Below are 12031 nucleotides of genomic sequence, written 5' to 3' on the forward strand. Positions count from 1 at the left end.
CCATAGAGAGGACAATTATCCTTCTTACTGGGATTAGCAAAACACGTTTTTTGTCCTATAAGCCATCAGTTCCGCCTTTATCTTTTATAATATTTTCTTGTTTTTCCCTCTATCGCATCGTCTACTATCAGCCTGATTGTCCTAAACAGATAAGGTTTGTAGTCGCTATATGTCACCGGTTCACCCATCAGGATGACGTTGTGACATGTCGAATTGATGAGCTCGACTACAGTGAATATCAGAAGCTCGGGGTTCTCGATAGGAAGCTGCTCTCTATCGATGATGTCCATGAAGAAGGATTTGAAGTCTACGACTTCGTCCTCGTCATGCTTGACCATAGTCGAACCGGTCAGCAGTCCCCAGCTCAAATGCTTGGAAATAAACTGCAGCAGTGCAATATCCTTCGAGAGCTTGGTGATCAGGTAATCGGTTGCGTAGATGACCTTGTCGGCCAGACTGAGTCCGAGGCTGCTCTTAGACGTGTAATCCTCCAGCGAAGCAACTGCGTCAAGCAGCAGCTCTGAGGATTTCCGGGCTATGAGCGTGTCCCTGACATCTTCCTTGCTATCAAAATATAGATAGAACGTACCTTTACCAACTCCGGCTTTGAGGGCGATATTGAGAATCGTCGTTCTTGCAAATCCAACTGTCGTAAACAGCTCGTACGCCGAGTTAAGGATGTCGGTGCGCTTTTTTTCTTTTTTTAATAATATCTTGCCCATTTGTGACTCTCCTTGTGTTGAAGATAATCATTTACATATACCATGCGGCATCCGCCAGGTCAATGATATACCCAACTGTGACTTAGGGTCAATATGATATGTAGTTATAGAAAGCGGTAAAAAGTATATAGAGAGCGGTAGAAAATCAACGATTTATAAAAGCTTAAGCGGGTAAAAGAATTTTAAAAAAATAATAATTGACTATTGGTCAGTAGTGCGCTATACTATCATCGTTTCAAGGAGCAAGGAGGAAAGACCGATGAAACTAGGAGCTAAAGTCGTTAAGCACAGACGCATCATTTTGATTGCAGCTCTGCTGCTACTTATACCATCATTTATCGGTTACAAGACGACGAGAATTAACTACGATATGCTCACCTATCTTCCGTCTACGATGGACACGATGAAGGGGCAGAACGTATTGATGAACGAATTCGGCAAGGGCGGATTCTCAATAGTAGTGCTCGAGCACATGAAGAGTGACGATGTCACCAAGCTCAAGGCCGACTACAGCAGGATTGACGGGGTCGATCAGGTGCTCAACCTGGAGGATGTGTTGGATCCAAGCATTCCCAAGTCGATGCTGCCGGATCAGGTATCCAGGAATCTTTCAAATAAAGATGCGAGTCTGATGGTCGTATTCTTCAAGAACTCGACATCTGATGACAAGACTCTCACCGCAGTTGAGGAAATGCGCAAGGTCAGCAGCAAGGACACTTATGTATCCGGGTTGTCGGCTCTCGTACAGGATCTCAAGACACTGTGTGAGGACGAGGAGGTTAAGTACGTCGCAGTTGCAGTCATTCTGTCGCTGCTCGCTATGATGCTTCTGCTGGACTCATACGCTGCACCGGTCATATTTATGATCAGCATAGGGATGGCGATTCTCTACAATATGGGAACCAACATATTCCTCGGAGAGATCTCATACATCACCAAGGCTATCGCAGCTGTCCTGCAGCTGGGGGTCACGATGGACTACTCAATATTCCTGTGGCACAGCTACATGGAGAAGCTCGACTCGGGACTTGACAACCACGAGGCTATGGGCGAGGCAATTGATGCGACCCTCGTATCCGTAACAGGGAGCTCGGCTACAACAATCGCCGGATTCCTCGCACTGTGCTTCATGACTTACACGATGGGCAAGGATCTCGGAATAGTAATGGCCAAGGGCGTCGTATTTGGAGTAATCTCCAGCGTGACAGTGCTGCCGGTGCTGCTCCTCAGATTTAACAAGACTCTGAAGAGGACAAGACACAAATCGCTAATTCCGGACATGACTAAGTTCGCACACGGATTGACGAGCAGGTACGGGATATATATAGCGATATTTTGCATACTGATTATCCCGGCGATCTATGGATATAATCATCAAAATGTCGTATACGACTTCACCAAGATGCTCTCAAGCGGCCAGAACGAGCTGCCTGCCGAGAAGACGCAGTTTCTGACAGCCAACAACAAGTTAAGTGAGGATTTTGGAATAAATACCTCATATATAATAATCGCTGATGCCAAGTTATCCGCTCTTGATGGTAGGGAGATGAGTGACAAGATCAAGAAGGTCGACGGCGTACAGAGTGTGCTCGGACTGGATTCAGTGATGGGGACATCGATTCCTAAGAACATGCTGCCGGACGAGCTAAGGAACGGTCTGATGTCCAAGAAGCATCAGATGATAGTTGTAAACTCCAAGTACAAGGTATCTACAACGGAGTGCAACAAGCAGATAGATACGGTCAAGACCATAGCTCACAAGTATGACAAATCTTCCACGGTAATCGGAGAAGCTCCGGCAACCAAGGACTTGATTAGATTGACGGATAAGGACTTCAAGGTCGTAAACTGGATTTCGATCGGGCTGGTATTCCTGATTATTCTGGCGGTGCTGAAATCGATATCTTTACCGTTCATACTCGTAGCGGCAATCGAGTTTGCGATATACGTCAACATGGGAATTTCCGGATTTACAGGACTTGAGCTGCCGTTCATCGTTCCGGTCTGCATCAGCACAATCCAGCTGGGCTCGACAGTTGACTATGCGATATTGATGTCGACGCGTTACAAGTCCGAAAGGCTTGCCGGCTTGGGCAAGAGGGATGCGGTAAGCACCGCGGCTGCAGCGTCGATTCCGTCGATTATAGTCAGTGCGCTGGGATTCTTTACAGCGACGATAGGTGTGTCTATTTATTCCAATATCGGAATCATCAGTACTCTGTGCACGATGATGGCTAGAGGTGCAATCATCAGTATGTTGACCGTAATACTGGTGCTGCCGTCGTTCCTGATGGCATTTGACAGCCTGGTATGCCGCACAACCGGCGGACTCAGAGATATATATGAGCATAAGAGCAATACTAATGTCGAGAGCAATACAATCTAGGAGGCATAGAAATGAATAGATTAGGTAACAGCAAGAAAATAAAGAGAGGGGCCTCAGCTCTGGCTCTCTGCCTGACAGTCGGAGTCATGTACGTTGTGACGCCGCTAAGTGCAAACGCAGCTAACAAAAGCAAGGGTGCAGATCTAATCGGAGAGACCAAGACGGAACAGGCTGTAGAGTCATCGTATCCAAGCCTGACGCGTGCAGGTACTGCGTCCAAGAAGGATAAGGTCGAGACTACATACACATCCATGGATGCAGAAGGCAATGTCAAGGAAACGGTGGTAACTGAGCAGCTTACAAATGATGGCAAGGTTGACAGGCTGAATGACTACTCGACTCTCAAGGATATAGAGAACACCTCAGGCCACGAGAAATTTACGCAGAACGGCAACAACGTTTCCTGGGATGCAGAAGGCAAGCCTATCAAATACAAGGGAACGCCGACCGCAGGACTCCCGGTGAATGTCAAGATTACGTATTTCCTCAACGGCGAAAAGATGTCTGCCAAGAAGATTGCCGGAAAGTCAGGGAATATAACTATCAGATTTGACTACACGGTCAATCAGTCGGAGTATGTAAAGGGACATCTGATTAAGCATCCATACACCGTAGCCAGCGGATTAGTGCTGAACAATGAAAAGTTCAGCGACGTAAGCGTTTCCAACGGAAAGGCTATAGATGACGGCAACAAGACTGTGGTAATGGGAGTTGCCTTCCCGGGGATGAACGAGAATCTCGGTATCAACCGTTCGCAGTTCGATATTCCAAATAGCGTAGTTGTAAATGCTCATGCTGATAAGTTCGAGCTTGACGGCACTTATACGATTGCGATGTCAGGAATCGCCGGCGATCTCGGCGGGAACCTCAGCGGTATAAAGGGCAAGGCGGCCAAGGTTCAGAGTGCTCTCACACAGATGGGGGATACTGCCAACAAACTGGAGCAGGGCAGCAATGAGCTCAAGGCCGGTGCAGATGAGCTGGCAAGCGGAACAACTAGACTCAAGGCCGGCAGCGACGAAGCTCTGAGTGGAGCAAGGGCACTCAACAACGGATTGCAGCAGCTCACGGCTAACAGCGAGTCGCTCAGAAGCGGAGCTAAGCAGGTTGAAACACAGATATTTGCAACAGCCACTACAGAGATACAGGATCAGCTGGGTGATAACACTATAGTGCTCTCGCCATCTACATATGCGCAGGTAATTGCAGGGATCTCAGACGGAGCGCTGGCTAAAGCAGAGAACACGCTGAGAGGTGCGCTGGCTTCTGCCGGAGTATCTGATGCAGCAACACAGAACAACATCCTGTCACTTGCCTACAATAAGATGATGGCAGACGGCAAGTCGGAGGCAACTCAGGCAGAAATCACACAGTACATCCGGCAGGCGGCAGCAACAGCAGAACAGGCTAAGACAGCAGCCGAATATATCAACCATTATAGGAGCGCGGCAATTACAGTTCTCAAGGCAGCCGGATATACAGACGCCCAGCTGGGAAATCCTGATGGACAGCAGGCTGTAATGCTTACTGCCGTCGAGATGGGACTCACCGGTGGCAGCACCAACATGGCTACACTGCAGGCTCAGCAGGCTAATGCAACTAATCTGCTTACTGCAGCCAAGGAATACCAGATTGCAGGTCAGGGAGCAAGCGACAATGTCAAGAAGCTGTCTGCAATAGCAGTTGGCAAGGATGCACCGGCCAAGCTCAAGGCACTCAAGGAGCAGTTGGATTCGCTGGAGATGTTCATCGCCGGTGTTAAGCAGTACACTGCCGGTGTAGATGCGGCGGCAGCAGGCAGCAGCAAGCTTCTGTCAGGTCTGGATCAGCTCAACAACGGAATCGCACAGATGGATCAGGGCTCCAACAAGCTGGACGCCGGAGCTACTCAGTTAGCAGCCGGTATGACAAAATTCAACCAACAGGGCATACGGAAATTCATCGGAACGCTCAAGAAGGCGGAGCTTAACAAGATTGCAGGCAGACTGGAAGCAACAGTCGAAGCTTCCAAGCATGAGGTGTTTGTCGGCGGTAAGGACAGCAGCATGTCAGGTGAGAGCAGACTGATCTTCAAGAGCGGAGAGATCAAGGCGTCTAAATAAGCCTTCCGCTGTTGGCACTTCTTTCGTCGGCAGTAAAAGGTAAATAAGGATATTGTATGTAATACGTAAAACAGCCGAAGTGTGAGCCTTGGCTGTTTTCGTTATTTTTTGTCAATATACCGCTTCTCTCTGCTGAAACCTCTGCCGCTTACGCTTCCAACCTTGCTAAGTATTATAAAAGCATCGGGGTCAAGCTTATGCACGAGCCTTTCAACCTTGTACAGCTCCCTCGAAGATATGATAGTCAGCACTATATCTGTTTCTCTGCCGAGATAACCGGTCTGTCCATGCAGCAGGGTGACACTGCGGTCGATATCCTGCAGTATGGCTTTCTTGATCTCCTCTGATGATTTGGTGACGATTTCGAGCTTGGTTTTGGAAGCTCCTATCGCCAGCAGCCTATCAAGAGTTATCGTGTAGACGAGCACGAGCACGATTCCGTACAGACTGGTGCGTGTAGGTGAGAACATCATCTGTCCTATAAGTATGATGAAGTCGAACACGTACAGGCTGACGGAAACCGGCACTCTGAAATATTTATTTAATACGAGCGGCGGGATATCCATACCACCCGTGCTGGCGCCGATTCTGATAATCATAGCCAGCGACAATCCGATGCACAGGCCTCCGAACAATGCCGACAGGAACAAGTCGTCGGTGAGCTTGAAGGGGCCGATGAGCTTCTGCAGGAAGCCGAGCAACGCCGGGTAAGCAAAGGTGCTGATGAGCGTGGTGAGCGCGAACTCTTTGCCGAGCAGTGCAAATCCCGCTACGAACATCACGGCATTGAAAATTGCCACAAAGATGGAGATGGATATGCCAAAATTATGGTTCGTTATAATCGCAATACCTGTCGTTCCGCCGGTGATCAGGCCGGACGGAAGGATGAAGAGCGCGACTCCGATGGCGTAGATCAGGTTGCCGATGACAACCGTCAGAGCACTACGCAGGAAATGAGGGCTCAGTATGTAGCCGGAAATGCTGGTGTTGTTATCGTTCATGTCAGGCCTCCTTGTGTAACCAACTGAACTTTACATTGTTTGAACATGGCTGTCAATAGCCGGCGGGGTTACGAATAATGGCGGACGGTAGATAGGTTTTTCTTTGCCGGGTATTGCTATTATCGTTTCCGGAGCTTGTTGGTACCATATGGTGTAATATCAACGACCGTCAAGAAGTATTGCTATTATCGTTTCCGGATCTTGTTACGAATAATATTGACCGGTAGGGAGTTCCTTCAGTGCTTTCGCTACCCCATCCTATTTAGGGTTACGAATAACGGTGTTCGTTAGGTAGGGTAGAGGCAATACCGGTATAAGAAGCGATAAAGCGGCGACAGCATCGACAGATACGATTAAAGAGAAAGAGGGTTATAGGACAAAGAGAGCTGTTGCATCGGCATCAATACCGATATAACGGGCTATAGGAGGACAAACGTGTTGGTCGTCAATTGCGCCGCTGCGCCATATTTCACGGCGCACGGTCGTCATAGGACAAACCTGTTGATAGTCCAATCTGAGCCATAGGGTCATAGGACAAATGTCAAAAACGAAAGTGAACCGCTGCTTGGCGACAGCGGTTCACTTCTACTACGAAATTATTTAATTAAGAAAGAACAATCAAAAGAAAATGTTTTATGCACTAATTTCTTTTGCACCATTATAGTACCATTCGATTATGACGATTCTGTTATGATTTGTTAGAGTGACCGTGTATCGTATATATCAAAAAGTACAAAGTCTTTAAGAAATATGGTATAAGTTATAGGTAAGTATTGAATTACAAAAGCTTTAGCAATGAGAGAAGCAGTTTCGAACCTAATGTCGTGAACTGCTCCCCGTCAAAAGTACATTGAAATAATAAAATAAGATTTTTGTACAATCAGTACATTGCTCGTTGAGAATCTGCCCTTTTTGTTTCATCAAACAAAATAAGAATTTTGCACAATCAGTACTGGTGCTGACCACTACACTTTATATATTATATTTAGGCGATAGGCAGACTTACAAACCTGAATTTTCAACAATTGACACTTGATTATATGAGGAGGAGATTAGAAATGGGTATTGAAAAGACATATGTTATGCTCAAGCCGGACTGCGTGAAGAGAGGCCTCATGGGAGAGGTTATCTCCAGAATCGAGAGAAAGGGCTACAAGATTGTAGATGCCAAGATGATGAACCTCGACGAAGCTATCCTCAAGGAACACTATTCACATATGGCTGACAAGCCTTTCTTCCCGGAGATTGTAGAGTTCATGACATCGGGCCCGGTTCTCGGTATGATCGTTGAGGGAGAGAATTCTGTACAGGGCATGCGAATCATCATGGGAGCTACTAAGTTTGAAGAAGCTGCTGCCGGTACAATCCGCGGCGACTACGCTCACAGCACAAGAGAGAACCTGATTCACGGTTCCGATTCTGTCGAGAACGCCGAAATCGAGATCAAGCGTTTCTTCGGATAAGGCTTCACGGTTGTGCAGCTGATAGAAAGACGCTGAAGCGGAGACTCCTTTACGGTATAATGCAGGTGCAGGAGCTTTCTCCAATCCAATCAATCCAATCCAAGCGAAGCTGGTCTCAAGCAATCCGTGAGGCAGCCGGATATAATGCATAGACCAGTCAAAAGGTTACATAACGTAAGAGGACAGCAGACCACAGCTTGATCATTCTGAAAAGGAAGAATTTTTATAGAGAGGACAAGATGATAGAACTCAACGACAACGCCATCGAATATATAGAGAACAGGGGTTTCTCGGACATTGTCATCGATGTAATAAGATTTACAAGCTGATGTGCGCCTCCCAAGTTGGAGATGTCAGTAGGTTTTACTGACAAGGACAGAGATGCTGAATATTACCTCAGTCGAGGATACAAAGTGGATCGAAGCGTGCTTGGAAACGTATACTATCCGAAGCGTGGTGCGGTAAAGACGGGCAAGATCGTCATTCGCTACGAGGAGAAGCCGTGGCTCAGCAGCTTCGAGATAGATGGGCTCAGGCCGGCAAAGGCACGGGGCAAGAATTATACCCGTAGCATGCAGCTGATACTTCAGTATGCGAGGGCATTTGGAGGAATTGCGCGCAAGGACGTGGCGGAGTTGTGCAAGCTGACACCTTCACAGTCTGGCAAGCTGCTCGCGAGGATCGTGGGTGGCGGATATTTGGAGCCGGAAGGATCGGGCAGAGCCAGGAGATATGTACTGACTGAGGAGGGTAAGAAGTACAGGTAGATGCGGGGGTTATCCGTTATATTTAGAATATTTAAACTGATTAAGCGTGGTAATTGCAGATCTTGGTAAGCTATCAGGCAGGGGAGTTCGTAAATAACAGATAGGAATGCTCGTGTGCGGCTTTTTGCGGAACGAGATAATATTGATGTCCACAGAGATGGCTATGAGTATCTTTTGAAGAAAATCGATTAGTCTGGTGCTAACGGAAAGCTCAAAACATCTGCGTATCAATTGATCTACAAATATTGTGATACATGCTTCCTCAAGCTTTCGATCACACGATCGAAAGAGCCTTCGACCTAATAAATGCTGCAAGATACAATTATTCGGTCGAGAAAAGTAGAAAAAATTCATGCTTTGATTGAGTGACTAACCCTTATAAAACATTATCTATATTGAAAAATGCACAAAACGATTGGGAAAAGCATTGTTCTGTGCAAATGGTAAAACGCAATTTATGAGCTTCGTGTTAAATGTTGAGTAGAAGGTTGGTTGCAAATATAATCGCAAATCACTAAAATATCAAAACTATGGAAGAATGTGCAACAATGATTTTGCAAATATTATGCAAAACAAAATAACATATTGATTATTTTTTAAAACATGGGTACACTATAAATAAGATTTTGCATAAATCTTGCAGAATGGAGGAAAGGATATGCTGTTAGAATTTAAAGCAACTAATTATAAATCTTTTAAGGATGAATTAATATTCTCAATGATACCGGCACCTAAACAAAAAGGACTTGATTATAGTATCTTACATGAAAAAATAGGTAATCGAACATACAAGGGATTAAGTTCGGCAATTATCTATGGAGCAAATGCATCCGGGAAAACTAATATTATTGGTGCGATGGATGCCTTTAAAAACATCGTGCTCAGAGGCAATATTCGTAATGATGAAAAAGATTCTCCCAATGCAGCATCTGTTGCACTTGAGTTAATTCCGAATAATACATGTATAGAGCCTGAACCTGTGTCTTTTTCAATAAAGTTTATAGAACAAGATATGCTTGTTGAGTATGCTTTTTCCATGGACATTGGAAAATTTTTAGAGTTGGAATATAACAGAAAAGTTGTAAAAGAATCATTGAAAATCAACGAGAAACTTTTGTTTAACAGAGAAGAAGAACTGGAAATTTGCTCACTTGATTTAATTGGAGATTATCTTGTAAATGAATTTGAAGAATATGCAGAAGGCGTTATTGCAATCGCAAAAAATAATCTAAATAATGAAGAGCTGTTCTTGATGAATGGCTTTAGAAATATGTTTAGCTCAAAAATTGCAAATATCGTATCGGATTGGCTAAATAATAAATTCATGGTGATTTATCGTGCTGATTCCATGCAACTTATTCGTAAGTTTGCTGATCCTAAAAAGAAATCAGTGTATATAGAGAAAACTATAAATGAAGCTGCAGAGCTATTTGGTATCAATTCTAATGCACTTGGATATGTGATAGATGATGAAAGTGAAAAAGCAAGGCTTGCTTCTATATTTGAAACAACAGAAAAGAATACAGCAATACCGGCAGAGTTATTTGAATCTTACGGAACAATTCGCTTTGTTAATATGTTTCCTCTTGTTGTAAATGCATTGCTAAACGGTGGAACATTGATGGTGGACGAGTTTGATGCTTCTATACATCCAATGGCACTGATGAACATAATAAATATTTTTCATAATGATGAGATAAATAAAAAACATGCACAATTGGTGTTCAACACACACAATCCTATTTTTCTGAATGCAAATCTGTTTAGGCGTGATGAAATAAAGTTTGTTGAAAGAGATGATGATACTCACTGTAGTATACACTACTCTCTATCTGACTTTGGAACATCAGGGAAAAGTGGTGTGCGTAAAAACGAAGATTATATGAAAAACTACTTTGTAGATCGTTATGGTGCAATCAAGGATATTGATTTTACACCGATTTTTGAGAGCCTTTTGAAGGATAGAAAAGGGGTGTAATGATGAGAAAAGAGACGAAAAAATATTATTTTTCGGTAGAAGGTGAAACTGAAAAGTGGTATTTGGATTGGCTACAGAAGACGATAAATTCTATTACGGAGTCAAAATACAATGTAAAACTTGACTCTAAAATCCAAAAAAATCCTCTTACACGGGTAAAAGGTATGACTCTTTTAGAATCGACAGAGATAACCCATGTCTTTGACAGAGAGAGTGAGGATGATGTTCATGTAAAGCAATTTCAAGAAACTTTAGATCGTATGAGCGATGCAGAGCAGCTTGGCAAAGATATTAAGTACAAGTTGGGCTATAGTAATTTTACTTTTGAGTTATGGATAATTTTGCATAAAACGGATTGTAACGGAGCTAAAACTCATCGCAAGCAGTATCTTCCAGAGTTAAACAAAGCCTATGATGAGAAGTTTGAAGATTTACAGGAATATAAGCGAGAGAATGACTTTAAGAGAATCCTGAAAAAACTTACCATTGAGGATGTGATTTCTGCGGTGAAAAGGGCTGAAGCCATTATGAAGAGAAATGAAAAAAGCGGATATAGGCTTCAGCAGTATAAAGAGTACAGTTTCTATAAGGAAAATCCGTCGCTTTCAGTTTGGGAAATTGTAGATAAAATATTGAAAGAATGTGAGATTAAATAATCCTAAACGGAGACCTTTGATAGCATGAAAAAAATATCAAATGAGAATGCTGAATATAATGGAAATGAGGAGGATGAATTTGTAGAAGAAATAGAATTAATGGATTTTATGGATCATTTATTTAGAACTCCTACTCTGGGGAGTACTCATTCTGCTGGCAAAAAAATAATGGAAGTGATAAGAAATATATGGAAATCTTCATCATCGCCCAATAAAATTGGGTTTGATGAAGATTTTTATTACCATTCAAGAGCCCGATATAGCGGCGTGGCTCCATATGTCAGTGCTCAGATGTTAAAGGCTCCGGTAGGTGTAACTGGACCTGGAAGGTACAATCATCCTGGAAGATCCCATTATTATTTTGCAAATACACAGCATGGAGCTATTGAAGAAGTAAGAAAACATCTTAAAAATGAACAGGAAATTCAAACAATTAAAATTAAGCCGGTTAACCCTATTGTTATACTGGATCTATCAAATACGATGAGGAAAGGAAGCATTTTTTAAAGTATTTAAGGTATCCAATTGATTCAATTACCGATAAAATGCCAAGAGAGTATTTAATTCCATGCTTCGTTTCTGATTGTTGCCAGGTAGTTGGGGTTGAAGGCGTTAAATATTATGGTAGTAAATCGTACAATAATTATGTTTGTTGGAAGGATGGGTACTTTGAGTTTGTAGGTAATGAAAAATAGTTGTAACAAAATATTAATATTGTAGAGAGGAATTATAGTGATTAAGAAACTGTTAAATAGTGAGTGCTCACGCATGCCGAAGCATTGTTAAATGCAGCTTAGCTCATTGAAAGTACTGCAGTCTAGGCTCATCTGTAGTATAATACAGGTGCAAGGAAATGTTGTAAAAACGGCCAAAAACCGTGCACCTGATTAAACCGGAGTCATCAATGACATGATCCTTGAGTACAATATTACAGATGATGACAATGATCCAAACGG

The 12031-nt window shown here is 43.6% G+C and carries 10 protein-coding genes; 8 read left to right on the forward strand and 2 right to left on the reverse strand.

Annotated features, from left to right (window positions below; translation table 11 throughout):
* Positions 1 to 77: 77 nt before the first annotated feature.
* Complete coding sequence (locus HMPREF0581_RS06265; RefSeq protein WP_036381461.1) at positions 78 to 722, reverse strand: TetR/AcrR family transcriptional regulator; 645 nt, start codon at positions 720 to 722, stop codon at positions 78 to 80.
* A gap of 259 nt (positions 723 to 981) precedes the next feature.
* Between HMPREF0581_RS06265 and HMPREF0581_RS06270 the strand changes: the two genes are divergently transcribed.
* Together HMPREF0581_RS06270 and HMPREF0581_RS06275 are read left to right on the forward strand one after the other, a co-directional pair.
* Positions 982 to 3108, forward strand: coding sequence for an efflux RND transporter permease subunit (locus tag HMPREF0581_RS06270; protein ID WP_036381464.1), 2127 nt, complete (start codon positions 982 to 984; stop codon positions 3106 to 3108).
* Positions 3109 to 3119: 11 nt separating this feature from the next.
* On the forward strand, positions 3120 to 5210 hold the full coding sequence (locus HMPREF0581_RS06275; protein ID WP_036381467.1) for a hypothetical protein: 2091 nt from the start codon (positions 3120 to 3122) through the stop codon (positions 5208 to 5210).
* Between the two features lie 101 nt (positions 5211 to 5311).
* Here the strand turns inward: HMPREF0581_RS06275 and HMPREF0581_RS06280 are convergent, their stop codons facing one another.
* Positions 5312 to 6211, reverse strand: coding sequence for a YitT family protein (locus tag HMPREF0581_RS06280; protein WP_009643517.1), 900 nt, complete (start codon positions 6209 to 6211; stop codon positions 5312 to 5314).
* A 1058-nt stretch (positions 6212 to 7269) separates the two neighbouring features.
* On the opposite strand from HMPREF0581_RS06280, the gene ndk reads away from it, so the two are divergent.
* From ndk to HMPREF0581_RS06305, 6 genes are all read left to right on the forward strand, one after another.
* Entirely contained in the window at positions 7270 to 7674 is a 405-nt protein-coding gene (ndk, locus tag HMPREF0581_RS06285) for a nucleoside-diphosphate kinase (RefSeq protein WP_036381469.1), read from the forward strand.
* A 197-nt stretch (positions 7675 to 7871) separates the two neighbouring features.
* Positions 7872 to 8003 carry a hypothetical protein gene (locus tag HMPREF0581_RS08980; RefSeq protein WP_009643491.1) on the forward strand — a complete coding sequence of 44 codons (132 nt, stop codon included), beginning with the start codon at positions 7872 to 7874 and terminating at the stop codon, positions 8001 to 8003.
* Between the two features lie 21 nt (positions 8004 to 8024).
* Positions 8025 to 8441, forward strand: coding sequence for a helix-turn-helix domain-containing protein (locus tag HMPREF0581_RS08855; protein WP_050992592.1), 417 nt, complete (start codon positions 8025 to 8027; stop codon positions 8439 to 8441).
* Positions 8442 to 9099: 658 nt separating this feature from the next.
* The gene (locus tag HMPREF0581_RS06295; RefSeq protein WP_009643375.1) at positions 9100 to 10419 is read left to right on the forward strand and encodes an AAA family ATPase; all 1320 of its coding nucleotides are present in this window, start codon (positions 9100 to 9102) and stop codon (positions 10417 to 10419) included.
* The gene (locus tag HMPREF0581_RS06300) at positions 10419 to 11075 is read left to right on the forward strand and encodes an RloB family protein (RefSeq protein WP_242835201.1); all 657 of its coding nucleotides are present in this window, start codon (positions 10419 to 10421) and stop codon (positions 11073 to 11075) included. The genes HMPREF0581_RS06295 and HMPREF0581_RS06300 overlap by 1 nt, the downstream gene beginning before the upstream one ends.
* A gap of 24 nt (positions 11076 to 11099) precedes the next feature.
* Positions 11100 to 11582 (forward strand): RES domain-containing protein, encoded by a 483-nt coding sequence (locus tag HMPREF0581_RS06305; RefSeq protein WP_036381472.1) that lies wholly within the window; start codon positions 11100 to 11102, stop codon positions 11580 to 11582.
* Positions 11583 to 12031: the final 449 nt, after the last annotated feature.

The organism is Mogibacterium timidum ATCC 33093 (assembly GCF_000525775.1).
Lineage (GTDB): Bacteria > Bacillota > Clostridia > Peptostreptococcales > Anaerovoracaceae > Mogibacterium > Mogibacterium timidum.

What these genes read in the sequence shown, in the direction of transcription:
- HMPREF0581_RS06305 (WP_036381472.1), top strand. Translation starts at nt 11,100, where the DNA reads ATGAAAAAAATATCAAATGAGAATGCTGAATATAATGGAAATGAGGAG.
- HMPREF0581_RS06275 (WP_036381467.1), top strand. Translation starts at nt 3,120, where the DNA reads ATGAATAGATTAGGTAACAGCAAGAAAATAAAGAGAGGGGCCTCAGCT.
- HMPREF0581_RS08855 (WP_050992592.1), top strand. Translation starts at nt 8,025, where the DNA reads ATGTCAGTAGGTTTTACTGACAAGGACAGAGATGCTGAATATTACCTC.
- HMPREF0581_RS06295 (WP_009643375.1), top strand. Translation starts at nt 9,100, where the DNA reads ATGCTGTTAGAATTTAAAGCAACTAATTATAAATCTTTTAAGGATGAA.
- ndk (WP_036381469.1), top strand. Translation starts at nt 7,270, where the DNA reads ATGGGTATTGAAAAGACATATGTTATGCTCAAGCCGGACTGCGTGAAG.
- HMPREF0581_RS06265 (WP_036381461.1), bottom strand. Translation starts at nt 722, where the DNA reads ATGGGCAAGATATTATTAAAAAAAGAAAAAAAGCGCACCGACATCCTT.
- HMPREF0581_RS06270 (WP_036381464.1), top strand. Translation starts at nt 982, where the DNA reads ATGAAACTAGGAGCTAAAGTCGTTAAGCACAGACGCATCATTTTGATT.
- HMPREF0581_RS06300 (WP_242835201.1), top strand. Translation starts at nt 10,419, where the DNA reads ATGATGAGAAAAGAGACGAAAAAATATTATTTTTCGGTAGAAGGTGAA.
- HMPREF0581_RS06280 (WP_009643517.1), bottom strand. Translation starts at nt 6,211, where the DNA reads ATGAACGATAACAACACCAGCATTTCCGGCTACATACTGAGCCCTCAT.